Here is a 25,162-nt window from a genome sequence, read left to right as displayed (position 1 = left end):
TTGCTTTACCATTTTTATCTGTTTTTACTCCTGTTACTACTTTGCCTTGCTCATCTTGTACTTCGAAGACTACACCTGCTAGTACTTTTTGACTGTCTTTATCTACTTTTGTAATTTCTACGTTACCCTTGTCTAACATTTCATTTTCTACTGTTAAAACAAGAGATTTCGTCATACCTTTTTCAATTTGGAAAGTAATCGGATCTATTAATTGTTTATATCCCTTTGGTGCTTTTACTTCTACTAATTTGTATGTGCCAACTGATAAATTAGTAACTTGTGCTTGTCCTTTTTTATCTGTCGTTATTTTAGCGACTACTTTTCCTGCTTCATCTTGAATCTCAAATACTGCATCAGCTAAAACATCTTTATTTTCTTTGTCTACTTTTGTAATTTCTACATTTCCTGTATCCACTAATTCATTTTCGACAGTTAATTGTAGTGCTGTTATTCTACCCTTTTCAATTTCGAATGAAATTGGTTTTTCAAGTGGTTTGTATCCCGCTGGTGTCTCTACTTCCACCAACTCATACTTCCCAATGGATAAATCTGAAACATTTGCTTTTCCTTCTTTATCCGTTTTTACTTTTGCAACTACTTTTCCTTTTGAATCACGTACTTCAAATACAACATTTTCTAATGGTGCTTTACTATCTTTATCTATTTTTGTTATCTCGACATTCCCTGTATCCACCATTTCATTTTCTACTTTTAATGATAGGACTTCGGTCATGCCTTTTTTAATTTCAAATGATATTGGTTTTTCTAGCTTTTTATAACCAGGTAAACTTTCTACCTCTACTAAGTCATACTTTCCTACAGGTAAATCTGAAACATTTGCTTTTCCAGCTTTATCTGTTGTTACTTTTTTAACTTCATTACCCTTTTCATCTTGGACGATGAATATTACTCCCGCTAATGGTGCTTTATTATCTTTATCAACCTTTGTTATCTCGACATTTCCCGTATCTACCATTTCATTTTCTATTTTTAATGATAGAACTTCTGTCATACCTTTTTTGATTTCAAACGATACTGGTTCTGTTAATTGTTTGTAACCTGGTAAGCTTTCTTTCTCTACTAATTTGTACTTTCCTACTGATAAATCAGAGATTTTTGCTTTACCATTTTTATCTGTTGTTACTTCCTTTACTACTGTTCCAGCTTCATCTTGCACTTCAAAGATTACGCCTTTTAATGCTTTTTGACTGTCTTTATCTACTTTTGTAATTTCTACTGAGCCTTTATCTAACTGCTCATTCTCTACTTTCAATGATAAGACTGTCGTCATACCTTTTTTAATTTCAAATGATACTGGATCTGTTAGCTTTTTGTAACCTGGTAAGCTTTTCATCTCTACTAATTTGTATTTTCCTATTGATAAATCAGAGATTTTTGCTTTACCATCTTTGTCTGTTTTTACTTCTGTTACTACTTTACCGTTTTCATCTTGCACTTCGAAGACTACGCCTTCTAATACTTTTTGACTATCTTTATCTACTTTTGTAATTTCTACTGAACCTTTATCTAACAGTTCGTTCTCTACTTTCAATGATAAAACTTTTGTCATACCTTTTTTGATTTCGAACGATACTGGTTCTGTTAGCTTTTTGTAACCTGGTAAGCTTTTCGTCTCTACTAATTTGTACTTTCCTACTGATAGATCTGAAACGTTTGCTTTTCCATCTTTATCTGTTGTTACTTTTCTTACTACTTCACTTTTCTCATTTTGGACTTCAAATTCGACACCCGCTAATACTGCACCGCTTTCTTTGTCCACTTTTGTAATTTCTACATTACCTTTGTCTACCATTGCATTTTCTACTGTTATTGGGAATATGCCGTCCCCTGTTACATTTACTTCGAACTCTTTTTCTTTTAATTGGTATCCTTCTGGTGCTTTCGTTTCTTTTAAAATATATTTCCCTGGTACTAACGGTTTAGAAATTGCCTTACCATCTTTATCTGTAACAATATGTTCGACTACTACACCGTCTTTTACTATGTCAAACTCTGCATTTGCTAATGGCTTTTCACCATTTTCCGAATCAATTTTCTTTAATTCAATTTGACCCTTTTGTATAGTATTTTTAATTTCAATTGTTTTTGTTTCTCCAGCTTGAAGTGTAACCTCTACTGGTTCTTTTAATTTTTGATATCCTTCTGGTGCTACTATTTCATAAACTTTATACGTCCCAGGAGCTAAAGTTTGAGGTACTGAAAAACCTTTTTCGTCCGTTTTCAGTTTTGCAACAACTTCATTTGCACTATTTCGAACTTCAAATTCGGCACCTTTTAACCCTTTATTCGAATCCTCAGCATCTATTTTATGAATTGATACTGTACCGTCTTTTGGAGTTTCAGGCGGCGTAACAGTTACTTCTTTCGATGTTAATTTCTTATCATCAAAATGTAATTCTGCCTTATTAGGAATCTTCTTATCTACGTAAGAAGATAAGTCTGCATTAGCTTTAATTTTCGCCTTAATATTCAAGTTAATTATCTGGTCTTCATATGATTTATAGTCAAAGTTCTCACCGAACGTAAATGTCACTTCACTTTTTTGTTTATCTATCTTTAATGTTCCTTTAGAAGTAATATCTTGACCATTTTGATCATACACTTTTGCCTCTAATACTTCTAAAACATCTTCTAAATCATCACTAATTACCATAGATGTGTATTTAGGAGGATCGTTCGGTATATGTGTACCAACTTGGTATTGAATAACTTGATCCATTTGTGTTAACTGCTCATTCTCTACAAGCTTGCCATTCTCATCAACTATATTTTTTTCAATGCTAGGTGGATTATCGTCACCTGAACCGGATCCTCCCCCACCACTTACAAATACTTGTCCTACTTTTTCTTCAGTTTTAATATTTTTACCTTCTAATTTCACAGTATTTTTATGAGGTTTTGCAGCAGGATTTGTAACCTTTGTTTTATATCTTAAAACATAGCCTTTGGAACTGTCTGGAAATTCAATTGTAAATCCAGCCTTTGTCGCATTAATTTTAATGTTAGATAAATCTGCTGGCTTAATATTTGTTGGTGCATAACCATCTTCAAATACAGCCTCTTCTAATACTACGCTGTCTGTAATTAACTCATGCCCAGGTCCTAATGTATCTGTTAATTTAAGATCTTGCATTTCTGTTCCAGTTGCATTTACATATACAAGCCAATCAGCAATGGACGGATCTTCTTGATTATAAGAACCCCATTTCAATAGATTATCTTTATTGGGCTGTGGCTTCGGTCTCTCTGTCGTATTACTTACATTTACTTCTTTATTTACGATTTGACCATCAACGTTAAATTCTAATGGAATTTCTTTGACACCATCATATGCTTCTAGACCAAAGTAGAATTCTACAAATAAAGAACCTTTAACGTTATTCTTTCCTTCTACGTAATCACCCATAGTACATGTTAATAGGCCCTTTTTCATCTCACATGTACCAACTGTTTTTCCTTCAGCATCTTTTAAAGGAAAACTCATATTCATAAGGTCTTTTCGAAACTCTTTTGGCATATCAATTGTGAATTGATCTCCACTTTTTATTTTTTCTTTAGCTGACCACTTCACTTCTACTTTCATACCATCTGAGGCTTGATACGGTTCAGATGTCGTGCCATCAGTACGGGAAATATTAATTTCGTCCACTGGACTTTTCATCACAGCAGCTTGAATAACTGGAGCCCACACATTCAGCACTGAAAATAATACTAGAAAAACTAATGAAACCATTGAAATATGCCTTTTAGTACTTTTCATTTGCATAGTTCCCTCCTATTTTTTATATTTATATAACAAAAAAAGACCGTCCGGTTGCATCAAAAATGTGCAACCAGACGATCTTAGTAACCAATATATATTACCGTAGACTCTAAGCTTTGCGGCCTATCCTTTCGAATAGTGTGCTAAAAATATCTTTTATTCTTTTTTTGTTTCATTTTCCTCTTAAACCAAATATTACTATACCGTCTGGACGGTTATAATTCAACACCCTACAAAATTGTTCTATTATTCTAACAAAAAAAATAATTCACCACTGGATTAAATAACCAACGGTGAATTATCTTATATTATATAGTTAGTATATTCTACTTATATGAATTATTAATAAGAGCTTGAATCACTTTTTCTCTTAACTCGGGGCTTAGTCTTCCAATCCCTAAACATTCCGAATACCATAATCCATCTGCTGCTAATCTAATAATTGTGGCACAAACTGAATCTATTTCATCATTTTCTATATTATTCTGAAGTTGGTGAAATGCTTGTTGTAATGGCTCAAGTAATTCAGGTTTTAACATGAATGCTGTCATCATACTACTAGACAGCTCTTCTGATCTTCTCTCATTACTTAATCTTTCCTCTACAAAAGAGCGAACCCATCTTCCTTTTCTCTCTGAGTCTTCCTCTACTTTATTGTAAATAGCGTCTTGATACTCCTCCGTTCCTTTGAGTATCATACCTTCTATTAAAGCTTCTTTATTTGAAAAGTGATACAACAATCCACCTTTACTTACGCCCGCCTCTTTTGCCACTGCTTCTAAGGTTAATTTAGCAACCCCTTTATATTGCACAATGTGAGAAGCAGCTGATAAAATTTTTTGCCGTGTTATGCTTGTACTCATTCCTTTTTAAAACCCCATTTCGACTAAAATTATATAAATACGTATCTTATTTTTAATATTGTTGAGTACTACTAACTATTTTCTTTATACAACAAAAGCTTCATTACCTTTGAATTTTTAGTTACTTATTCTATTAAAAATTTCCATATCATTCAATATGATAACATCAAATACACAACACTGACTATACATCTATACTTTTATATTCATTTCTAATATATTCATGAATAGGATTTATTAGTTTAGCTTTTCCTATTACTTTATCACCTTCATTAGTTTATCTTATTAGACAACTGTAATTCTCTCAGTACTAAATAAAAAATGTTATTCCTCCCGTTGAATGGAGGAATAACATTTTTTATTTATAAACTACTTAACAAATTTGATTCCAACTAGCATCCTTCACATCTTCACTAGTCGGTTTTCTAACTGATTTCACAAAACATTCCTCGCAAGCACCGAACGTAATGAAATTTTTCTGTGCTTGTCTTAACGAAGGTTCATTTGCCCCGCCTTCAAAGTCAGGATTGTTAAACTGAACCTCATCATCTTCCCAATAACATATACTGCAAATTTCATATGTACCTGGTGGTTCTTCTTCTATTGTTTTATACCCACAACACGGACAAGTGTATTTCATGTTCCCACTCCATTACTAACTTGTTTTTTCTCCCATATATCCCGACCCACAAAGAATGTAACAGCACAAATCATAGTTATCCCCATGAAAAAAACATTGGAATCTTCATATGTATTTGGAATCCCTACCGTTATGAAAACAATACTAAAAGCTAAGAGTAAATATAATAATACAGATATAATATAGCTAAATTTAAATCGTAAAATGATACCTCTAAACAATATCTCACCAAGAAGACATCCACCTAAAATAATAGGTACTCCGAAATACAATGTAAGGACTCCCATTTGCGAAATAGATTGAATTATCTTTCCAAGTATGTTCGGCGAAATCATCTCATTATTTTTTCCCATCCTATCATATAAATCAAGTGCCGTTGCTGAAATAAAGAAACTTAATATAGAAAATGAATACGGAATTAAAAATTTGCTCACTCTCATTCACCTCACTTTTTTCCTTTCATATATATTATTCACTATTTTCTATCATTTTCACATAAAAAAATAACCCTCTATGATAAAACATAGAGGGAAGAATTTCTATATAAAAACCTATACCTTATCCTGAAGTGAATTCCGAAAACAGAACACATATCAAAACACCTAAACCATCTGCTCCCTATATTCGGTTTAGATGTTTTATCCCGCTATTTGCGGGCAGTAAGACCCCCACCTCAAAATTTAGCGAAAGCAAAGAAGTTAGGTGAGGAATCAACTGCCCGTAAACGCCCGATTCGTTCAACTAATAATCAGTGGGGATGAAGACCCCCCCACTGATTAAAGTTTCACTTTATTAGAAAGTAGTACCTTCTTTTTTGTAATATTCTTTTGAAATCTCTTCATAAAACGCTGCCGATGTCGAATAGAAGTAAGGTGCTAACCATAAGAAACCGATTCCTATAGTAAGAATACTTAAGATGAACCAGCCAAGGAAACTTAAGCATAGTAAAAAGTAATCCATTTTATGTCCGTTCATCATATGGCGACTTTCGGTAATTGCTTGATTCGCTGTGTATTCTGGATGATCATTCAAAATAAAATACGTCATAGAATAAGAAAATGATTTAATAATACCCGGAATAATAAAAAGTAATGTCCATAGAATTACGTATACATACATTAGTAAATATGTTAAAAATGCCTTCATAAACTTACTTCCATCGCTAAACCATCTAAATACATGACCAATACTAGCATTAGTTCCACGAATTACATTTAAAACTAGGTAATAAGCACCCGTTGTTAACGGACCGATAATAAGCATTGCAATAATAGTTACTGTAAGCGAATCACTTGCTTCTTCCCAACCCCAAAACATTGAGAAAATACCTGTGGTTAGAAATTCCACAGCTCCAATAAGAATTCCAATTAATAAGGTTGCTCCTACTGCTAATCCCCATTTTCCTTTTAATGCATCAAGTGCTTCTCTTTTCAACTGACTTATCATACATAGCCTCCTAATATTATTTCTACATTATTATACCATTTATATCAAATATTTCACGAATTCCCCTTAAATAGAAGCACACTTCCTTTTTTCTGATACATATTCATATATGTGCGCTGTAGTACTCATATATGGATTGGACTAAAGAAAACTTAGTTCAATTGCAAACTACTCATTTCCCTATAAAAAAAGCCTACCTATCATACTAGGCAAGCCTTTTTAAACTAATCCTCACTTATTCTCTTCTTATACCAATCCTGCATTCTCTCTGCATCTTCTACTCTCGTATGCTCTAATTTATAATTCGATGATGCACTAGAAAACTTATACGTACATAAGTCTACGCGGCGCTGGAAATATGATTGTGTCTTCTCCATTGATTGGACGTGTCTTCTTCTTACAAGTCCTGTATATTTTCCAATACTACGATACACAATTGTAATTTGTTCTCCGTTTACACCGTAACCATTTGTTTTAAATGTTGCGTATCCAATTGTAAAGATGAGGATCGCGAGCGGTAATAATGCCCACATGATGTAATACTTTTCAAAGTATATGCTGATTCCCGTCAGCGGGATTGCTAGCATGGCGAAGAAGATGAAACTATCAATGAGATAGCGACGCAATGCTGCTTTTGGTAATGAAATAATGTTTGTATTCAGTTCGTATGGTAATTGTAAATGGGTGAGTAACTGTTGCACGCGATCTTTTCGAATGATAGGATGTAGCGTAACTTTTTCTTCTTTTCCTTCACTTTGAATGACTTCTACTTGCACAGCACAATAACCGAATGGTTGGCGTAATATACCTTCTTTTATCGTAATACCTTGAATGCGGTGTAACTTTAATACGAGTTCTTTTTTCTCAAGTAATCCTTGCGAAATACGGACTTCATCATTTTTTCGATTGACTGTGAAATCCCCATGTTTTAACGCATATCCAATTGTAGATATAATCCAAGAAACGACAAGTAAAATAGCTACCATGTAAATCCAGCCATATATATCATGATCCATAACATAAGACTCTACGCTATTTTTGATCCATCTCGGAATGTACTCGTCCACTTGGTTATAAACGAAAAATATTAAAGAGAATAATAATCCAAATTGACCAGATGTAATAGACGCTATTAAAATCTCTTTCCACGTTAACTTGTACTCTGTCGTTTGTTTTTCCTCTGTAATAATTTCTTTTTGTACTACTTCTTCTGATGTTTCTTCTACTTTTACTACCGAGGTTGGCTCATTTAACATTGTAATAAGCTTTGTTGCCTCTTCTACCGTAATACCAGCTAAACTAACTTCCGGCTCATTTCCTCCGCCAGCTGTTTCAATTTTAATTTTCTTTAGTCCTAACACTTGGTACAGCATGCCTGAACTTGTATTAATCGTTTGAACACGTTCTTTATTTAAGTAGCTCTCCTTCTTCACAAAGAGCCCTTCTTTAATATGTAATACGTTATTTTCGACCCAATATACTTTGTAGTACCAGCCTACGATAGCTGAAACAATCGTGATTACCGCAAAACCGATAGGAACTAAATACCAAAATGGAAACTTTCCTTTTAAACTAAAAAGAAAAATAATAAATGGTATAAAATCTGTTATTTTTAATTCTAATAACATCGTGATTGGATGCTGCCTCTTATACATCCTCATCACTCACTTTCGCTAATTCTGCGATTTTCGTTTTCAACATTTCTGCCTCATACATCGTTAAACCTGGGATACTATGAGAAGTCGCCGCTGTTGAAATGTGTAATTCTGCTAATCCGTATTTCCTCATAATTGGCCCTTGTTCAATTGTAACGTGCTGCACACGAATCATCGGTACTAATACACGTTTTACGACGAAAAGACCGTGCTGAATTTCAAGTTCTTCTTCATTTAGTTGGTAGCTATAGTAACGTTGACGCAATTTCGGGAATGTAAAGTAATCAAACGGCGTATATACAATTGTTAATCCGATGAGCACATAAAAAATCCAAGCCCACCAATTAAACTTAATCATAAAGAAAAGATATGCCAAAATGACGATAATACTAATTCCTAACTCAATTAAGGAACGCGTTTTCCACACCTTGACCATGTCAGGGTGAATTTCATTTTTCAATGGATCCATGTAACCACTCCAAATCTAGTAATCTAATATATGAATACTCTCAATCTATATTTTACATAACTTTACAGAAAATTGAAATTTAATTATCTTTCTTCTCTGGAATAAAATATCCGAACCAAAGTAACCAAATGAAACCGATTAACTTCAGCCAACTTCCATCCGCCTGAAAAGCCTCTATCATACCTGGAATTTTATACACTCCAATGAATCCAAGAAAACCGAGCCACCAGTTTTTTTGCATTTTCACTTTTACTCCTCCTTTATGACGTTTTTCACATTTCGAATCCAAATTTCTTTATACTTTAACTGGAATCCCATTAACATGTAGTTGCTCATATTATCGATAACAAGCGCTAACGTATGAGCATTCTCTTCTGTTGCATGTTGTGACACAACGTCAAGTTCTACACCTTGCTTTAATAAATCATGAAATCCATTTAAAAACTCTTCTTGTATTTCAAATAAACGTTTCTGATACTTCTCATTTCGCGCCGCAGTTACGATAAATTCATTTATGACGCGTAATATACCTTCTTGTCCTTCATACTCAGACAACATATGTAAACCATCTGCAATTAACTTTTTTGCAAAATTTTCTTTCGTATATTGATCTTTATCGAAGTAAGAAGAGAAATGATACCCAGAAAAAATTTCTTCAAATAAAAAATCTACTAACGCTTCTTTAGAAGAAAAATGATAGTAAATGGCCGGTTTTGAAATACCTACCTCTTTCGCAATCATGGAAAGGCTCATTTTCTCAATACCGTGCTCTGCCATAAGTTTAAATGACGCCTCTACAATGTTCTGCGATGTTTGTAAATTCTTTGTCATACTGTACCTCACTTGTTTTTACTTACCGGTCGGTAAGTAAATTATAAAATGAAACGAAATGATTTTCAAGTTAGTTAGCGCTTTAGAAGGGGGTTATTGGTAAATGTAGAAAAACATAAAGTAAAAGCAATATATAACAATAAGGAGGATGTTCATATGGGACTTGGTGGTAAAGGCGGTAGCGGCGGAACTGGTGGCGGTGAAGATGGACAAGCTGGTAAGAGCGGATTTCCATTCATCATTGTACTCTTTATCGTATTAATTATAGTTGGAGCTAGCTATAGTGGACTTGGCTTCTAAGAAAAGGCGCCCTACATTACACATGTAGGACGCCTTCTTTTTAATCCCTATTCAACAATCGCATACGATAACAATTCATCGTCACTTCTCCAAGTCTTTGCAGTAATTGATAGTTCGCATATGCGCCGACCGGGGCACCGATTATCGGTACGAGCTGAAGCATTTTTGCTAAATCGATATAGTCTCGGTACTCTGTTTGGAACTTTTCCCAGTCCATATGATTTTCTTCTTCTGTATCCCACGTTTCGATGGCTTTCCATATTTCTTTTCGATGATCATCACTTGAAAAGGCGAGTTGGAAAACGTGAAGGATAAAAAGGCGCTCTTCTTTGTTACTCGTATCAAATCCGTACAATGTTGCTGCATCGAATAAAAATTTAATTTTAATGCCGAGTAAAAGCGGAAAGTCAGCAAGGCCAAGGAGAATACCACCAGCTCCAGTCCCTGCTCCTTCCGCCGCTGCTATTTTTTTGTACTCATCCATTTTTTTGCGTACTTCATCGTCACGTCTTTGCAGTGACCATGTCGTCTCTTTTAATTTCGGCTTTATAAAGTTTGATCCGGCGCTGATCGTTTGCACCATCATACGAATCGTCTCTGTTAACACCTTTTGTACTTTCGCCGGAATGAGCTGTTGTACTTTCGTCTGCACTTTTTTGGAGAACCGTGTCATCATAGAAGAATCTTTCATGAATGTAGCTTTCCACTGCTCCAATTCTTTTATAACCTTCTCTTCATATGTAATCATAGGTTCATTCCTTTCAATTTAAACGCTCAATGCGCTTCGCCCCGTATTGGTAAACGAAACCGATACTAAATAATATGCTTACGATAAGTAAAATTCCTGTCATCATGAAATCTTTCGTTGCTAGTGCAAATATAACTGTAAAGATTACGCTCCCGATGATTAGAATCGCGTTTAATAAAGTAAGAAAATCTTTCTTCTTTTCATCTACCTTTACTGGATACAAATCAAGCCAAATTTTCATGCGGTGATGTTTCCATAAAGTTAATAGCTGATAGCCGATTAAGTATAGGAAGATAAAACTCACGATGAATCGTCCATATAAAAATGGAATGAAGTAAAGAATAACTCCTCCAAGAGCGAGCAAACGCACATATAATCCAAAATAGTTACCTGATCTTAAAAATGTTCTCGTATATAAGTATAAATATGTACGCTTTTCGCCGATTATCGAAAGAATGAAATCAAGCCATTTCTTGCGGGATACTCTCTCTTTTAATGCTGGTACATCAACGAACATATTCGCAATGCGGTACAGTAACATCATCTTTTTACCTTCTTCAGAAATTAAATACTCCCAGTTCAGCGGCTTCCCTTTCACCATTTGATGCATGATAGCAAGGTATAACACCATGAATAGAACAATTCCGCCAATAAAAAGAACTGAAGTACGTTCTACAAGGAAATATACAAATAAACCGTTTAAGATAAAACGTATGAACCAATCCGCCTTTTGTACATTTTGATCTGTTAAAAAGGACTTTTCCCACGCTATAAATAAATTCCAAGCTTTCACAATGACAAACGCGATTACAATCCATATGTAAGCCGCTCCTGTTTGCTTCATTTGCTGGAAGTATAACGGGGCAAGCGCAGCTGCTACGATTGCGATTATGTATAACTGAATCATAAACGTAAAGAGAAAGGCCTTTGTGAAGTAAGGCTTTAGCTTCTCTTCAACTGGCAGTAAGTAAACAAGGTCTGCTTCTTTTAATAACGTTTGCATTGATCCAGCTGTTAAAACTAGTCCAATTAGCACTGCCATTACGAGCGCAGTTGGAAACGAAGGTGTTAACGTTTGTAACCATTGTTGGTAATAATACGCTCCCGCACCGATGATAAACACGAAAATAAATTTCAAATGATCGTTAAATACGTATTTACTATATGTACGAACTTCTTTTAGAAAGTGACGAAATCGTTCTTTCCATAATGCTGTACTATTCATAATCTTCTTCCTTTGTTAAGGCAATATAAATATCATCTAACGTTGCACCTGGCATATTAAACTGTGATTGCAGTTCAGATAATGTTCCCATCGCTCTTACTTCGCCTTGATGTAAAATAATGAACGAATCACAATAACGCTCTGCCGTCGCTAAAATATGTGTACTCATTAAAATACCTGCGCCGCTCTTTTTCATTTGATCCATCATTTGAAGTAGAGATTGAATTGCTAACGGATCCAGTCCAACGAAAGGTTCGTCTACTATGTAAAGAGATGGCTCCACTAAAAATGCACTCATAATCATTACCTTTTGTTTCATCCCTTTTGAGAAATGAGATGGAAACCATTTTAAACGATTTTTCATACGAAATTCTTGCAATAGTTGTCCTACACGTTCTTCGTACTGTTTTTCATCGACACCGTACGCCATCGCTGTTAATTTCAAATGCTCTTCTAGCGTTAGCTCATCATATAATACCGGTGTTTCTGGAATGAATGAAAAGCTAGAACGGTACGCTGTCATATCATCACGAATTGTTTTCCCATTAATTGTGACAGTTCCTTTTTTCGGTTCCATTAAACCGATAATATGTTTAATCGTCGTACTTTTACCAGCCCCATTTAAACCGATTAAGCCGACAAGTTCGCCTTTATTAACAGAGAACGAAACGTCTTTTAATACAGGTCGTTTCGTATATCCTCCTGTAACATTTTCTACACGCAATAACTCGCTCATACGACACCACTTTCTTCATTAGTATTCATTCTATATTCATCTTACCAAAAATTGCGCTGTACTACATAGTATCGATGTGTTCAAAAAAAATTTAAATTTGTTAGCATATATTTTTACGAAAGCGGACATCATAATTAGTGAAGAAGGAACACATTGAAAAAGCAACCACCAATTGATGAGTATAACAACATAGTGAAGTCATCATGAAATGGGGTGTCCATGTTGGACAATGAAATTTACACATAACCAGATCATTTGTTTCATTTTCGAAACGGGGTGTCTCCGAAAGAGCATATACTGTTTTAAAAAATAAACAATTTCATTTTAAAAAGATTGCAATTCATTTCACTTGAAAATGGGGTGTCTACGGCAGAAACTTTAGCCGATTTACCATGCATTTCTTAAATAAATGGGGTGTCTGCGAAACGTAAATTACGATAATGCTTTTTCAATCCCTCTTCAGAAAACAGGAAGCTGAGTCAGCTTCCTGTTTTTCGTGTTTGTTCTCTTATGTAATTATGGTAAAATACGGCTAAGGATATTTGAAAGGATGAGATCGATGAATCATACAGCAGACAATTGTATTTTTTGTAAAATCATTGACGGGCAAATCCCTTGCTCAAAAGTATACGAAGATGAACATGTGCTTGCATTTTTAGATATTAGTCAAGTAACAAAAGGACATACTCTTGTTATTCCGAAAGTTCACAAACAAGACATTTTTGCGTTAACGCCAGAAATCGCATCACACATTTTTTCTGTCGTTCCAAAAATCGCAAATGCGATTAAAGCAGAGTTTAATCCAGTTGGCTTTAACCTACTTAACAATAACGGTGAAAAAGCTGGACAAACTGTGTTCCACTTCCACCTTCATTTAATTCCACGCTACGGTGAAAACGATGGTTTCGGTGCCGTTTGGAAATCACACCAAAATGAATATACAATGGAAAATTTACAAAACATCGCAAGCACAATTGCAAATAGTGTGAAATAGTGACACTATAAGAAGACGTAATACATAACAAGCCGATTCCCCGAAGTAATTACATATTGCAAGGCTTGTTTCTTCACTCCATATACCGGGGTATACTTTTCTGTGCATAGCGCACTTACAAGAAGGAAAAGTTCTCTTTTCTTTCTCTTGTTTTAAAGATATGCATACTATTTCACATCATGAATACGAACGAAAAATAAGGAGGTCTCTTTTTATGTCAAAAGCTAAATCCTTTATTACAGGTGTCCTTTGCGGCGGAGCAGTTGCTGGATTAGCAGTTCTTTTCTCTACTCCTTCTTCTGGCAAAGCCATGCGCGGCAAGTTAAAAGAAAAAGGAAATGATATTAAAAAGACTTTAGCTGATATTACAGCTGATACAAAGTTATTAAAGCGTCAAATCGTTGAAACTGCTTCAGAAGGTAAAGAAGTGTTTCAAGAATTAAAAGACGACATGCAAGACACGCTTTCTAACTGGAAACAAGATATTTCTCAAAACAAGCGCCATATTGAAAAAGAAATTTTGGACATTCAAAAGTCAATTGAGAAACTACAAGAAGCTGTTCCAGAAAAAGCGTAAACAAATTCCTGCTTAGTTTTTGCATATAACAAATATTTTTTATATAAATTGACCTTAACACGGCATATCACATAGATATGCCGTGTTTTTATGCATTTACAATATATGTTAGCCATTAACATGTAAGGACAACACATGTACTCACGACTCATAAACCGCTTCCATAGTTATGCATGATTTGTATAGAATGTCATTTTTTTAAAAAATTTTCACAATTCTCACAAAAAGACTTTATTAATTTTTATTTTACTGGCATAATAGATAGTAATGAAAAAGAATGTTAAAGTGGGTGAGTAAATGAAAAGTGGAGAAAAAGATTACTCGGTAAAAGAAGCGATGATTTTCAGCCAACGCATTGCTCAATTATCGAAAGCGTTATGGAAATGTGTAGAGAAAGATTGGCAAATGTGGATTAAGCCTTACGATTTAAATATTAATGAGCATCATATTTTAACAATCGCTTATCATTTAAAAGGGGCTTCTATTTCTGAGATTGCTAAGTTTGGAGTTATGCACGTATCAACGGCGTTTAACTTCTCGAAAAAGCTTGAGGAACGCGGCTATCTTGTATTCTCGAAAAAAGAAGATGATAAACGAAATACGTACATTGAAATTACAGATAAAGGGGAAGAATTACTACTTCGCTTAATGGAGGAGTATGACCCTGAAAGTAATTCAGTGTTTAATGGGGCTCTTGCACTTCGTAATTTTTATGGGAAGTTCCCAGAAAATATCGAGCTGATTGCTATCTTGCGCAATATTTACGGACAAGACTTCATCGATATTTTTGAGAAATCATTAGAAGATATTGAGGAGAATTTTACGGAATCCGATCAGAAGTTAGTTAAGAAATAATCTATTTATTTTTTCGCACTCATGCGTAAGAATTCATTCATAAGTGGGTTAAATAAACCTTGTTTTGCTAGCGCTTCCGCAGTTTCGTTTACTTCGAGCTGATGTGGAAGCGCTTTTTCAAATTGATCTAACAGCGCATCGAACAATAAAAGGCCTTCTGCTTTCTCCGCTACATATTGTTCGTTCAATGTTTCACAAAGTTTCAGTATACGTTCAATATCTTTTTTACGAGCTTTTTTCTTTATGATTAAAGAATAAAATGGACACTTTTCTTCATCAATCATTTTAAATAGTAGGTCTACGTAGTATTCAGCTTGTTCTAATCTTCTAACAACGTCCATTTTCTCCCTCACTTTCTAACACAAAGTCTTCTATTTCTGAATTTTATAACACGAACAAAATATCGTATGATACAATATATAAAGTATATGTATTTTAGCCAAAAGGAGGTCTCGCCTCATGACACTTATAACAGTTGTTTTTGTCGCATTCGCACTTCTTGTTATATTTTACACGAATTTCATGACACATACACTGTGTGAACGAAAACAAATAGCTGCGAGCCGCCAGCCCGGTGTCTTTCGGGTTATTAATGTATGTATAACAATTTTATTAATTTCTAGTTATATAGAAATTATATTTCATGGAAAGTGAGGAAGGAAAGCCCCTTCCTCACTTTTTTCCTCTATAAGCAAATTATACCTACTATAACCAATAAAATAAACAGTACAAGTAATAAAATAAGTTGAGAATTCATCCCCATCCCCTCCTCTATTCTGTATATGCGGCATACGCCCAATATGGCACACTTTCAAAATCTGACACGATATGGTTAATTTTTCTTTATCAATATGAAAACGAGTCGAAATATGATATATTAAACTTTGTACATATTGCTTATACTATAGAACAAATAACATTCATCAAAACTTTATCCTCAGCCTCGGTAAGCCCTGTTAAGCGCGCTTTAACAATATAAAAAGCAAAAGTATCAGTGAGACTTAATCGGGCTCTTATGAACTTAAGTTCATTGGTGTAGGATAAATTAAAAATACATAATAGTAGGAGTGTTTATCGAATGAAGAAAGCTATGCTTGCCTTAGCAGCAACAAGTGTAATCGCATTATCAGCATGTGGAACATCATCATCAGACAAAATCGTTACATCTAAAGCTGGTGACATTACAAAAGAAGAATTTTACAATCAAATGAAGACACAAGCTGGTAAACAAGTACTAAACAACATGGTTATGGAAAAAGTACTTATTAAAAACTACAAAGTAGACGACAAAGAAGTAGATAAAAAGCTCGATGAAACGAAAAAACAAGTTGGTGATCAATTCGATACACTGTTAAAACAACAAGGTATGAAAGAAGAAACATTTAAAAATATGTTACGTGCTCAATTAGCTCAAGAAAAAGCAATTGAAAAAACAATCACTGATAAAGAACTAAAAGAAAACTACAAACCTGAAATTAAAGCAAGCCACATTCTTGTAAAAGATGAAGCTACTGCGAAAAAGGTTAAAGAAGAACTTGGACAAGGTAAATCTTTCGAAGAGTTAGCGAAACAATACTCTGAAGATACTGGCTCAAAAGAAAAAGGTGGAGACTTAGGATTCTTCGAACATGGTAAAATGGTTAAAGAATTCGAAGATGCTGCTTATAAACTGAAAAAAGATGAAGTAAGCGAACCTGTAAAAACACAATTCGGTTACCACATCATTAAAGTTACAGACATTAAAGAGCCAGAAAAATCATTCGAACAATCTAAAGCAGACATCAAAAAAGAACTAATTGCGAAGAAAGCACAAGATGGCGCATTCATGAACGATCTTATGATGAAAGAAATCAAAAAAGCTGACGTAAAAGTTGAAGATAAAGATTTGAAAGATCTTTTCGAAGAGAAAAAAGCTGACGAGAAAAAAGAAGAAAAGAAATAATGAAATAAAAAGCTCGGGCTTAGGCCTGAGCTTTTTGTATACCCTCTTCTCTCGGGAGTTATATCCAGATTCGGTAAATGAAATTATATAGTTGGTCCTCTGAATGAATTATATCAGCGATTTTCGAAATATATCGACTTACCGACAAAAAACGACAACAAGCGTGACTCCCTCTACAAAAACAAAAAAACCTTGATCCACGTAGCATGGAACCAAGGTTTATCTTATTATCATTGATTAAATGAAAAAACTATGTTAAATTAGTACAGAAACACATTTTATAAAACACAAGGAACGTATTTATCCGTATCTTAATTGTACACCAAAACACATCTTCAGTCAACCTCTATTTTTCACTTTTAAAGGAGTGCTACCGTATGAAAAAAAAACTTGATCTAGAGCAAAAACGATTGGATACCGTGATCGAAACGATTACGCAGCAAATTGATAAACTGGAAAACGAAACTGGCAGACGCCGGGCAGAAGTAATCAACATCCGTAAACACTTTTGGGATGACGTTAAAGTGAACACGGATACTTTTGATGATTATCTTGAAACAGTTATCAACTTAAGGCAACAAGCTCAGTCCCTTGCTGTCACACAAATTACACATAAGCACACTTTCAATCGACTTGCCGCATTAAGACGCATGCATAAAGCACCTTATTTCGGACGAATTGATTTCAAAGAAGAAGGAGAATCTGCTGCAGAGCAAATTTATATCGGCGTAGCCACACTTACCGATGCTAGCGGAGAAAACTTCCTCATATACGACTGGCGTGCACCTATTTCGAGCGTTTATTACGACTATCCACCAGGACCAGCTGAATACAAAACACCAGGAGGCGTAGTTCGCGGTAATGTGGAGAAAAAATTACAGTACATTATTCAAAATGGCGAGATTGATTCTATGTTCGATACGAGCCTTACAATTGGCGACGAAATTCTGCAACAGGCGCTTGGAAAAGGTACGAATAAACATATGCAAAGTATCGTCGCTACGATTCAGCGCGAGCAAAATGAAATTATCCGTCACGATGAAGGGCGACTCCTTATCGTGCAAGGAGCTGCTGGTAGTGGTAAAACGTCAGCTGCCCTGCAACGCATTGCCTATTTACTATATAAATATCGCGAATGGCTAAAAGCGGACCAAATTATTCTCTTCTCCCCTAACTCTATGTTCAACAGTTACGTATCTAATGTACTGCCAGAACTCGGCGAAGAAAATATGCAGCAAGTCACATTCCAAGAATATTTAAACCATAGACTAAGTAAATCGTTTGATGTTGAAGATCCTTATGAACAACTAGAATATATGCTAACTGAAACGAATAGCCCTGCTTATAAAACGAGAAATGCGAGCATTCGATTTAAAGCATCTACTCAATTTTTCGAGATGATTAGAGCGTACAGACAATCTCTTGAATCTTCAGGCATGCTATTTAGAGGAATGAAATTTAGAGGGAAATTGATTGCCTCTGCTAAAGAAATTACAGAGCAATTTTATAATACGGATTCCTCCCTCCGCTTCCATAATAGAATCGAGAAGTTAACGGATTGGCTAAACAAACAAATAGACGCAATCGAAAAAACAGAACTGAAAAAGCCATGGGTAGAAGAAGAAATTGAATTACTTAGTAAAGATGAATATCAAAAAGCTTATAAATACTTACAGAAAAAAGGCGAGTTTGAAGATAACTCCTTTCATGATTATGAGAAAGAAACGAAAGTACTTGGACGTATGATTGTCCGTAAAAAATTGAAGCCGCTTCGTAAAGGCATTCAAACATTACGTTTCATCAATTTTACAGGCATATATAAACAACTCTTCACAGATGCATCATGGGTTACTGGAGAAAAGCCGAAAGAATGGGACGACATTTGCTCATTAACTGTGAACATGCTTGATGAAGGAAAATTATATTACGAGGATGCGACTCCATTTTTACTTTTAAAAGAACTAATTGAAGGCTTCCAAACGAATAGATCGATTAAACACGTACTCGTAGACGAAGCGCAAGACTATTCTCCGTTTCAGTTCGAATTTTTAAAACGTCTCTTCCCTGCCGCAAAAATGACGGTACTCGGAGACTTTAACCAAGCGATATTTGCCCATGCGAGTGAAACAGTGAACTTCAATACACTTACTAGCTTATACGGACCAGATGAAACGAACGGCATCAACTTAACTCGTAGCTATCGTTCCACAAAACCAATTATTGAATTTACACGTGCTCTCGTACCGGAAGGAAAAAACATTAACGCATTTGAACGTGACGGTGAGAAGCCTACAGTAACGAAAGTAGCGAATGATAGCGAACTGCACGACTGTATTTCTTCCAAAGTTGCTGAACTTCAAAAACAACAGCATAATACAATCGCAATTATATGTAAATCCGCAGCTGAAAGTGCCGCTGCCTACGAAGCACTTAATCATATCGAGAATATTAAACTCGTGAAAAGTAACTCCGCCGAGTATGAGCAAGGCATTGTCGTGATCCCGGCTTACTTAGCGAAGGGTATCGAATTTGACGCTGTTATTATTTATAATGCTTCTAAAGATGTGTACAGTGATGAGAGCGTTCGTAGATTGTTTTACACTGCTTGTACGCGAGCTATGCATGAATTACAACTTTATAGCGTTGGCGAGGTTAGTCCTTTTATACTCGGGGCTGCTTCAGAGAGCTTTGAACTTATTACAACACCTTGATACGAATCAAGGTGTTTCTTTTTTATGCAGGATTTACAAATTTAAAATAGAATATATCATTTTAGAAAAAATAAGGAGTGGAAAAATGAATCATTATTTCATTGCTATTTATGACGGTGAGTTTCCTACCGAAAAATTACATACCATTTTACAATTGAACCCCACTTTTATTGATTTAAACGTCCGCACCATTTCAATTTCATCACCAAGACTTTTCACATTAGTAGTTGGAGAAGAAAACGATGCACTCACAACTGGACTTACAGATAAATACCACTTATTAACGAAGGAATTACAAGCACTTGAGCAGCAAGAGAAATACTATTACGTATACGATTATAAAATTAGAAAAACCATCGAGAATCCCACACAAAAATGTTTTCCATTCGCACAAATCAATATAAGTGTTACGAAATTCCATCAGATGATTCAAAAAGTAAAAGACTTAAAACGACCTGTATTTGCAGGGTATAAAATCATTTCTCATGATTCGGATATACTGACAATTGATGTACTTCTTTCTTCTCATTTATTGGATCCTAACATTTCTGAAAAAAATGCGGAAGAGTACGCCTATTTACAACAACTAGCTGAATCAATCTCTCGTTCTGAATTATGTACTTCTATTGAAGCGAGTTCACTTATTTAAACACGAAAAGAGGGTTATTTCTCATAACCCTCTTCTACTATCTATTTACATTTGTACTTAATCATAATAATGCATTCTTTTATATGCAACTTATATAAGTATCAAGGTGTTTTTCTCATTCTAAACGACATATCTTTACGTCGATATATACTCAGCACAATACCCATTATAAATGCATGAAACAGAGTTGGTACTAATCCATAACTAATAAAAGGTAATGATATAGAAGCACGCGGTAATAATCCTAAGATCATGCCAACGTTACAAATAAAATGGATTACAAAAAGAGTCACTCCGCCAACGAGAAGTAATTTACCATAACCATCATTTATTTTATAAGCTATGTTCATTATCCTTACTGCAAAAAGAGAAAGAATAATGACAAGAAATAGCGCAAGCACATATCCATAATAGTAAGTCAAACTAGCGAATACAAAATCAGTATGGGCAGCAGGGATAGACTTTATATTTCCATATGTACCAAACCAACCTGCCGACGACATCGCCTCTTTTAAACGTAAATACCATAGATCATGCTCTGGGTTTAACATTCCTAAAATTCTAGCTATCCGGTATTCTTTTACAGCAGACCAGGAAAATAAATCCCTAATAATAAAGAGAAAAATCGGTAACATCGTAATGAGCCATGCCGTTTTCTTTCCTAGCTTACTCCACCAAAGCATAACGAATACCATCGTAATATAAATATAAATTGGCACCATAAATGATGTAGTTAAAAATAGATATAAAGAAAATACGTACAACATGAGCAGATGTATAAACTTTAATCTACTGTTATTAAAAAATGAAGCCCAGGCTAGAAAAAAGAATGGTATTGTCATTAAACAGTCAATTTTAATGGGACCAATTTTTATTAACGCTTCCCCATTCACAGAAATAGTCGGAAAACATTTTATAGCTAACAAGATAAGTATTCCAATTGTATAAAACAGCCACCCGAGTCTCTCTAACTTCCGATAATCAAATAGCATCATCCCAATAGCTGTTGCAATGCCGAGAATCACAAAAATCACTTTATTTAGTAGTAAATCATTCGTATGTCCAAGAGCTATAATTGGCAAAAAACCTAGCCCCATCGCAGCCACTAATAAACCAATTAAGAACCAATCAACCTTTGGCTTATGTAGTTTATTAAGTTCCTGGCCAAGCTTGATTGGACTTCCCATTTGTTCAACAGCCTTATCTTCAGCAACTTCCTCACTTAACCCTTTCTCTACCCACATGTTCTTCGCCTTTTTCAAATGAAAATCTAGTTCAGTTGCCACAAAGCTCTTTGCTTCTTTTGATTTAATATGATTGGTAACTTCGCTTACAAAACGCTCCCCTTTTTTATTCAATTCCGCCTCACTCCTGTACTAAGCCTTTTAATATAAATCGTGCCTTCGTAGCATTCTTCTCAGCCTTTCGCAGCATCTTGTTTCCTTTATCATTTAATTGATAATATTTAGCTCCTTCGTAATCCCAGCTAGATTGGATAAAGCGATTCTGTTCTAGACGATGCAATAAAGTGTATAGAGTTCCTTCATCACCTTCGAATTTTTGAATTCCTCTCCCACGTAGTAACTGCATCAATTCATAACCTGTTTTTTCATTCATAAGAAGTTGCAACACTGCTAAAAGGATATCTTCTTCCTTTTCGGACGATTGATTGATTTTTTCGCGCATCCGCTTTCGATGCTGATCAGAAAAACTCAAATGTTTAAAAGTTGTATTCTCCATTGATTTTCGCAAGCCTTTTAATCGATCTTCCATTTGATTATTCCTCCAATCCTTCCTTCAATAGTTCCTTCGCTTTTTTCAGTCTTGTTTTTATCGTGTTTTCTTTCACGTCTATTACAATAGCAATCTCTTTAATTGATAATTCTTCATAATAAAATAGATAAATGACTTCTCGATATTTTATCGGTAAATTCATTACTGCAGAAGCAAGCCTACTATCCTCTGCATTTTGAATAACAGTTTGTTCCACACTTTCTTTTTGACTCTCCATATACGTAAAGTCATCCTCTGTAACGATAACTCTTTTGTTATACCAACTTTTTAAATAGTCCTTACAATGATTAATCGCAATTCTCCATAACCATGTTTTCACATTCGAATTTCCTTTATATGTATGAAGAGATTTATAGCATTTCACAAATATATCTTGCGTTAAATCCTCCGCAACCTCTTTATTATTCACATATGAATACACAAGCTGCAGGACTTCTTGTCCATACTTGTTCATTATTTCGTCGATAAGGTCCTCCTTATCTTCTATTTCAAACGCTTCTATCGTTAATTCATCCACATCATTTCCTCCTTCCCATATATTAGACGACGCACTGTATGGAAAAGTTTTATAAATTCATAAAAAAATACGGCTGGCAATGTCCATACCGTTTTTTATGAATTTTCATTTGTTTATTGTCCCCACGCACTAATGCTCTGCTTAAAGACAGGAATTTTCATCCATATATCTTGTTCCCTATTTTAAAACATAATACAATTAAAATGTAACTTAATAAGCTATAACTAATAGGTGTGGTAATCATCTCTTCCATTTTGAAAAAAGGGGGGAGGTGATAAAATGATCGCGATGTTTGTAATCAAATTAGTGTATGGTATCCTAACCGGAGCTGGCGTTGTCATCGGTAGAAGATACGTCGGTCCGTGGCTAATTTCTGTATACAAAAAAGCGAGAACCACCCTGCTTCGTGGAAAAGGTAAGGGCGGTTCTCGGCTAAAACGTTAATGTAATTGTCTTATAACCGCACCTACTACCACCACAATAGCAAGTTAGGTTACAAAGGCAGAAGTTTCTCAGGCTTCTGTCTTCTTTATTTTATGCAAAATTCATACTATACACTCTATCATCATTGTAACACATTTTATTTATTTTTAGTCAAGAGAAAAAACCACCTAAAGGGCTCCCCTTCAGGTGGTTCTCTATTTTACGCTAACGCAGCTGCCTGTTCTTGTTGATCTACAGGAATTACAGCGTCTGTTAATGCTTTTTCTAGTTCAGCTGTATATTTCATTTGTTCTTCTTTGCTCCAGCCTAGTTTCGCAGCCATGTAGTTGATTACTGCTTCTTTCCACTCGTATACCCAGTGGATGTTGAAGAATACAGCACCTCTGCGGCGTACGAAGAAGTCTACTGGTTTTGCTGTCATTTCGTAATCCATTGCGTATACAAGTGGGATTAGAACGTCAAGCGGCATGTTATATTCTTTTGCTTCGTCTTTATGTTTTTTCGCTAAGTCGAATAGTACGTCAACGTTAGAGCCGTAGAATTTCGCGAACTCTTCTGCTTGCGCTTTCGTTAAACCAGATTTCGTACCTTCGTCTGCTTTTTTCGCAACGAATGCTGGGAATCCGTGTGAACCATCTACATGTCCACCAGAGATTGGCATATGTTTCGTGTCACTCTTCGGATATGCACTATGACCTTCTTTTTGTAGTAAGTTTGTTACGTAGTCTACTACCATTTCAGCCATTTTGCGGTATCCTGTTAATTTACCACCAGCGATTGTAATTAAACCAGATTCAGAAGTCCAAATTTCATCTTTACGAGAAATTTCAGATGCATTTTTACCTTCTTCATAAATTAATGGACGTACACCAGCCCAGCTTGATTCAACATCTTTTTCCGTAATTTTCACGCTTGGGAACATGTAGTTAATCGCATTAATAATGTATGTGCGATCTTCTGTTGTCATGTGTGGTACAGCTGCATCTTTATCATAGAACGTATCTGTTGTACCTACGTATGTTTTTCCGCCGCGAGGAATCGCGAACACCATACGTTTATCTGGTGTATCGAAGTAAATTGCTTGACCTAATGGGAAACGTTTTTGATCAATTACTAAGTGAACACCTTTTGATAACTGAAGTACTTTTCCTTTTTTCGAGTTATCTTTTTCACGAAGTGTATCTACCCAAGGACCAGCTGCGTTTACAATTTTCTTACCGTAAACTTCGTACACTTCTCCGTCTAGTAAATCGATTACACGTACACCGCATACTTTTCCATCTTTATATAAGAAACTGTCTACTTTTGCGTAGTTAACAGCTTTCGCACCATGCTCAATTGCTTCTTTCATTACTTCAATTGTAAGACGCGCATCGTCTGTACGATATTCTACGTAGTAACCGCCGCCTTTTAATCCTTCTTTTTTCACAAGAGGCTCTTTGTTTAATGTTTCTTCACGGTTAAACATTTTTCTGCGCTCGCTTCGTTTTACACCTGCTAAGAAGTCGTATACACGAAGACCAATTGATGTACTGAATGATCCGAACGTACCGCCTGTATGGAACGGAAGTAACATCCACTCTGGTGTTGTTACATGGGGACCGTTCTCATATACGATCGCACGCTCTTTCCCCACCTCTGCTACCATTTTCACTTCAAGTTGTTTTAAATAACGTAGACCACCGTGTACAAGTTTCGTAGAACGACTTGATGTACCTGCTGCAAAGTCCTGCATTTCAAACACAATTGTTGATAACCCGCGTGTTGCCCCATCTAATGCAATACCAGAACCAGTAATACCTCCACCAATTACGATCACATCTAACTCTTGTTTATTTACTCCGTTTAATACGTCTTTACGTTGTTTACTTGAAAATTTCATGGTAATTCCTCCCTTTGATAACGAAAAAAGAGACCACGAACTCCGCTATAGATTTCGCCTCTATAGCGTGTTGTGGTCTCTCCAAATCTCCTACCGAATT

The 25,162-nt window shown here is 35.2% G+C and carries 26 protein-coding genes and 1 riboswitch; of the genes, 9 read left to right on the top strand and 17 right to left on the bottom strand.

Annotation, left to right across the window (positions count from 1 at the left end; all coding sequences use genetic code 11):
• The 9 genes from JDS98_RS24370 to JDS98_RS24330 form a co-directional block, all read right to left on the bottom strand.
• On the bottom strand, positions 1-3,787 hold a 3,787-nt coding region (locus JDS98_RS24370; protein ID WP_199634441.1), incomplete at its 3' end, for a SpaA isopeptide-forming pilin-related protein.
• 59 nt (positions 3,788-3,846) lie between these two features.
• Positions 3,847-3,939: riboswitch (cyclic di-GMP riboswitch) on the bottom strand.
• A 171-nt stretch (positions 3,940-4,110) separates the two neighbouring features.
• Positions 4,111-4,647 carry a TetR/AcrR family transcriptional regulator gene (locus tag JDS98_RS24365; protein ID WP_098138363.1) on the bottom strand — a complete coding sequence of 179 codons (537 nt, stop codon included), beginning with the start codon at positions 4,645-4,647 and terminating at the stop codon, positions 4,111-4,113.
• Positions 4,648-5,020: 373 nt separating this feature from the next.
• The gene (locus JDS98_RS24360) at positions 5,021-5,287 is read right to left on the bottom strand and encodes a CPCC family cysteine-rich protein (RefSeq protein WP_199634440.1); all 267 of its coding nucleotides are present in this window, start codon (positions 5,285-5,287) and stop codon (positions 5,021-5,023) included.
• The gene (locus tag JDS98_RS24355) at positions 5,284-5,727 is read right to left on the bottom strand and encodes a hypothetical protein (protein WP_081339513.1); all 444 of its coding nucleotides are present in this window, start codon (positions 5,725-5,727) and stop codon (positions 5,284-5,286) included. Before JDS98_RS24355 ends, JDS98_RS24360 begins: the two co-directional genes overlap by 4 nt.
• 352 nt (positions 5,728-6,079) lie before the next feature.
• Positions 6,080-6,733, bottom strand: coding sequence for a DUF975 family protein (locus JDS98_RS24350; RefSeq protein ID WP_199634439.1), 654 nt, complete (start codon positions 6,731-6,733; stop codon positions 6,080-6,082).
• Positions 6,734-6,957: 224 nt separating this feature from the next.
• Positions 6,958-8,388 carry a PH domain-containing protein gene (locus JDS98_RS24345; protein WP_199634438.1) on the bottom strand — a complete coding sequence of 477 codons (1,431 nt, stop codon included), beginning with the start codon at positions 8,386-8,388 and terminating at the stop codon, positions 6,958-6,960.
• Positions 8,381-8,857: a PH domain-containing protein gene (locus JDS98_RS24340; RefSeq protein ID WP_000371349.1), complete on the bottom strand. Its 477-nt coding sequence runs from the start codon at positions 8,855-8,857 to the stop codon at positions 8,381-8,383. Before JDS98_RS24340 ends, JDS98_RS24345 begins: the two co-directional genes overlap by 8 nt.
• A gap of 79 nt (positions 8,858-8,936) precedes the next feature.
• Positions 8,937-9,104 carry a hypothetical protein gene (locus JDS98_RS24335; RefSeq protein WP_000783814.1) on the bottom strand — a complete coding sequence of 56 codons (168 nt, stop codon included), beginning with the start codon at positions 9,102-9,104 and terminating at the stop codon, positions 8,937-8,939.
• 2 nt (positions 9,105-9,106) lie between these two features.
• Positions 9,107-9,688 (bottom strand): TetR/AcrR family transcriptional regulator, encoded by a 582-nt coding sequence (locus JDS98_RS24330; RefSeq protein ID WP_000164841.1) that lies wholly within the window; start codon positions 9,686-9,688, stop codon positions 9,107-9,109.
• Positions 9,689-9,844: 156 nt separating this feature from the next.
• Between JDS98_RS24330 and JDS98_RS24325 the strand changes: the two genes are divergently transcribed.
• A complete protein-coding gene (locus tag JDS98_RS24325; protein WP_000522751.1) occupies positions 9,845-9,988 on the top strand; it encodes a YjcZ family sporulation protein in 144 nt (47 codons plus the stop codon).
• A gap of 40 nt (positions 9,989-10,028) precedes the next feature.
• On the opposite strand, the gene ecsC is transcribed toward JDS98_RS24325, so the two are convergent.
• Genes ecsC through ecsA form a run of 3 tightly spaced genes read right to left on the bottom strand, consistent with a single transcriptional unit; the run spans position 10,029 to position 12,697 of the window.
• Positions 10,029-10,736 carry an ecs operon protein EcsC gene (ecsC, locus tag JDS98_RS24320; RefSeq protein WP_000634139.1) on the bottom strand — a complete coding sequence of 236 codons (708 nt, stop codon included), beginning with the start codon at positions 10,734-10,736 and terminating at the stop codon, positions 10,029-10,031.
• A 13-nt stretch (positions 10,737-10,749) separates the two neighbouring features.
• Entirely contained in the window at positions 10,750-11,961 is a 1,212-nt protein-coding gene (gene ecsB, locus JDS98_RS24315) for an ABC transporter permease EcsB (protein ID WP_001089113.1), read from the bottom strand.
• On the bottom strand, positions 11,954-12,697 hold the full coding sequence (gene ecsA / locus JDS98_RS24310; protein ID WP_001292604.1) for an ABC transporter ATP-binding protein EcsA: 744 nt from the start codon (positions 12,695-12,697) through the stop codon (positions 11,954-11,956). The genes ecsB and ecsA overlap by 8 nt, the downstream gene beginning before the upstream one ends.
• A 559-nt stretch (positions 12,698-13,256) precedes the next feature.
• On the opposite strand from ecsA, the gene JDS98_RS24305 reads away from it, so the two are divergent.
• The 3 genes from JDS98_RS24305 (at position 13,257) to JDS98_RS24295 (ending at position 15,123) form a co-directional block, all read left to right on the top strand.
• Positions 13,257-13,691, top strand: a complete 435-nt coding sequence (locus tag JDS98_RS24305) for an HIT family protein (RefSeq protein WP_001016840.1) — start codon at positions 13,257-13,259, stop codon at positions 13,689-13,691.
• Between the two features lie 214 nt (positions 13,692-13,905).
• Positions 13,906-14,268, top strand: coding sequence for a YtxH domain-containing protein (locus JDS98_RS24300; protein WP_000030306.1), 363 nt, complete (start codon positions 13,906-13,908; stop codon positions 14,266-14,268).
• Between the two features lie 297 nt (positions 14,269-14,565).
• The gene (locus tag JDS98_RS24295) at positions 14,566-15,123 is read left to right on the top strand and encodes an HTH-type transcriptional regulator Hpr (protein ID WP_000834919.1); all 558 of its coding nucleotides are present in this window, start codon (positions 14,566-14,568) and stop codon (positions 15,121-15,123) included.
• Positions 15,124-15,128: 5 nt separating this feature from the next.
• Here the strand turns inward: JDS98_RS24295 and JDS98_RS24290 are convergent, their stop codons facing one another.
• Entirely contained in the window at positions 15,129-15,464 is a 336-nt protein-coding gene (locus JDS98_RS24290; RefSeq protein ID WP_000383648.1) for a DUF1878 family protein, read from the bottom strand.
• A 118-nt stretch (positions 15,465-15,582) separates the two neighbouring features.
• Here JDS98_RS24290 and JDS98_RS24285 point away from each other — a divergent pair, with 118 nt between their 5' ends.
• From JDS98_RS24285 to JDS98_RS24270, 4 genes are all read left to right on the top strand, one after another.
• Positions 15,583-15,777: a hypothetical protein gene (locus JDS98_RS24285; RefSeq protein ID WP_000172690.1), complete on the top strand. Its 195-nt coding sequence runs from the start codon at positions 15,583-15,585 to the stop codon at positions 15,775-15,777.
• Between the two features lie 424 nt (positions 15,778-16,201).
• The gene (gene prsA / locus JDS98_RS24280; RefSeq protein WP_097953162.1) at positions 16,202-17,065 is read left to right on the top strand and encodes a peptidylprolyl isomerase PrsA; all 864 of its coding nucleotides are present in this window, start codon (positions 16,202-16,204) and stop codon (positions 17,063-17,065) included.
• A 377-nt stretch (positions 17,066-17,442) separates the two neighbouring features.
• Positions 17,443-19,776, top strand: a complete 2,334-nt coding sequence (gene helD, locus JDS98_RS24275; protein ID WP_199634437.1) for an RNA polymerase recycling motor HelD — start codon at positions 17,443-17,445, stop codon at positions 19,774-19,776.
• 85 nt (positions 19,777-19,861) lie between these two features.
• The gene (locus JDS98_RS24270; RefSeq protein ID WP_199634436.1) at positions 19,862-20,425 is read left to right on the top strand and encodes a hypothetical protein; all 564 of its coding nucleotides are present in this window, start codon (positions 19,862-19,864) and stop codon (positions 20,423-20,425) included.
• A 101-nt stretch (positions 20,426-20,526) separates the two neighbouring features.
• Here the strand turns inward: JDS98_RS24270 and JDS98_RS24265 are convergent, their stop codons facing one another.
• Genes JDS98_RS24265 through JDS98_RS24255 form a run of 3 tightly spaced genes read right to left on the bottom strand, consistent with a single transcriptional unit; the run spans position 20,527 to position 22,736 of the window.
• Complete coding sequence (locus tag JDS98_RS24265; protein WP_199634435.1) at positions 20,527-21,783, bottom strand: FtsW/RodA/SpoVE family cell cycle protein; 1,257 nt, start codon at positions 21,781-21,783, stop codon at positions 20,527-20,529.
• Positions 21,784-21,790: 7 nt separating this feature from the next.
• Positions 21,791-22,198, bottom strand: a complete 408-nt coding sequence (locus tag JDS98_RS24260) for a PadR family transcriptional regulator (protein ID WP_199634434.1) — start codon at positions 22,196-22,198, stop codon at positions 21,791-21,793.
• A gap of 4 nt (positions 22,199-22,202) precedes the next feature.
• Complete coding sequence (locus JDS98_RS24255; protein WP_097958800.1) at positions 22,203-22,736, bottom strand: sigma-70 family RNA polymerase sigma factor; 534 nt, start codon at positions 22,734-22,736, stop codon at positions 22,203-22,205.
• 279 nt (positions 22,737-23,015) lie between these two features.
• Here JDS98_RS24255 and JDS98_RS24250 point away from each other — a divergent pair, with 279 nt between their 5' ends.
• The gene (locus tag JDS98_RS24250) at positions 23,016-23,180 is read left to right on the top strand and encodes a hypothetical protein (RefSeq protein ID WP_000561154.1); all 165 of its coding nucleotides are present in this window, start codon (positions 23,016-23,018) and stop codon (positions 23,178-23,180) included.
• A gap of 199 nt (positions 23,181-23,379) precedes the next feature.
• Here JDS98_RS24250 and glpD read toward each other — a convergent pair whose 3' ends face one another.
• On the bottom strand, positions 23,380-25,062 hold the full coding sequence (glpD, locus tag JDS98_RS24245) for an aerobic glycerol-3-phosphate dehydrogenase (RefSeq protein ID WP_000672820.1): 1,683 nt from the start codon (positions 25,060-25,062) through the stop codon (positions 23,380-23,382).
• Positions 25,063-25,162 lie beyond the last annotated feature (100 nt).

Source organism: Bacillus cereus group sp. N11, assembly GCF_016483605.1.
Classification (GTDB): domain Bacteria; phylum Bacillota; class Bacilli; order Bacillales; family Bacillaceae_G; genus Bacillus_A; species Bacillus_A toyonensis.
The sequence above is the reverse complement of the archived record's forward strand: the minus strand, read 5'-3'. Positions and strand labels throughout refer to the sequence as shown.

Bases quoted from the DNA above. Each gene is read 5' to 3' on its own strand.
- JDS98_RS24365 (WP_098138363.1), bottom strand. From the start codon at position 4,647: ATGAGTACAAGCATAACACGGCAAAAAATTTTATCAGCTGCTTCTCAC.
- JDS98_RS24360 (WP_199634440.1), bottom strand. From the start codon at position 5,287: ATGAAATACACTTGTCCGTGTTGTGGGTATAAAACAATAGAAGAAGAA.
- JDS98_RS24355 (WP_081339513.1), bottom strand. From the start codon at position 5,727: ATGAGAGTGAGCAAATTTTTAATTCCGTATTCATTTTCTATATTAAGT.
- JDS98_RS24350 (WP_199634439.1), bottom strand. From the start codon at position 6,733: ATGATAAGTCAGTTGAAAAGAGAAGCACTTGATGCATTAAAAGGAAAA.
- JDS98_RS24345 (WP_199634438.1), bottom strand. From the start codon at position 8,388: ATGTATAAGAGGCAGCATCCAATCACGATGTTATTAGAATTAAAAATA.
- JDS98_RS24340 (WP_000371349.1), bottom strand. From the start codon at position 8,857: ATGGATCCATTGAAAAATGAAATTCACCCTGACATGGTCAAGGTGTGG.
- JDS98_RS24330 (WP_000164841.1), bottom strand. From the start codon at position 9,688: ATGACAAAGAATTTACAAACATCGCAGAACATTGTAGAGGCGTCATTT.
- JDS98_RS24325 (WP_000522751.1), top strand. From the start codon at position 9,845: ATGGGACTTGGTGGTAAAGGCGGTAGCGGCGGAACTGGTGGCGGTGAA.
- ecsC (WP_000634139.1), bottom strand. From the start codon at position 10,736: ATGATTACATATGAAGAGAAGGTTATAAAAGAATTGGAGCAGTGGAAA.
- ecsB (WP_001089113.1), bottom strand. From the start codon at position 11,961: ATGAATAGTACAGCATTATGGAAAGAACGATTTCGTCACTTTCTAAAA.
- ecsA (WP_001292604.1), bottom strand. From the start codon at position 12,697: ATGAGCGAGTTATTGCGTGTAGAAAATGTTACAGGAGGATATACGAAA.
- JDS98_RS24305 (WP_001016840.1), top strand. From the start codon at position 13,257: ATGAATCATACAGCAGACAATTGTATTTTTTGTAAAATCATTGACGGG.
- JDS98_RS24300 (WP_000030306.1), top strand. From the start codon at position 13,906: ATGTCAAAAGCTAAATCCTTTATTACAGGTGTCCTTTGCGGCGGAGCA.
- JDS98_RS24295 (WP_000834919.1), top strand. From the start codon at position 14,566: ATGAAAAGTGGAGAAAAAGATTACTCGGTAAAAGAAGCGATGATTTTC.
- JDS98_RS24290 (WP_000383648.1), bottom strand. From the start codon at position 15,464: ATGGACGTTGTTAGAAGATTAGAACAAGCTGAATACTACGTAGACCTA.
- JDS98_RS24285 (WP_000172690.1), top strand. From the start codon at position 15,583: ATGACACTTATAACAGTTGTTTTTGTCGCATTCGCACTTCTTGTTATA.
- prsA (WP_097953162.1), top strand. From the start codon at position 16,202: ATGAAGAAAGCTATGCTTGCCTTAGCAGCAACAAGTGTAATCGCATTA.
- helD (WP_199634437.1), top strand. From the start codon at position 17,443: ATGAAAAAAAAACTTGATCTAGAGCAAAAACGATTGGATACCGTGATC.
- JDS98_RS24270 (WP_199634436.1), top strand. From the start codon at position 19,862: ATGAATCATTATTTCATTGCTATTTATGACGGTGAGTTTCCTACCGAA.
- JDS98_RS24260 (WP_199634434.1), bottom strand. From the start codon at position 22,198: ATGGAAGATCGATTAAAAGGCTTGCGAAAATCAATGGAGAATACAACT.
- JDS98_RS24250 (WP_000561154.1), top strand. From the start codon at position 23,016: ATGATCGCGATGTTTGTAATCAAATTAGTGTATGGTATCCTAACCGGA.
- glpD (WP_000672820.1), bottom strand. From the start codon at position 25,062: ATGAAATTTTCAAGTAAACAACGTAAAGACGTATTAAACGGAGTAAAT.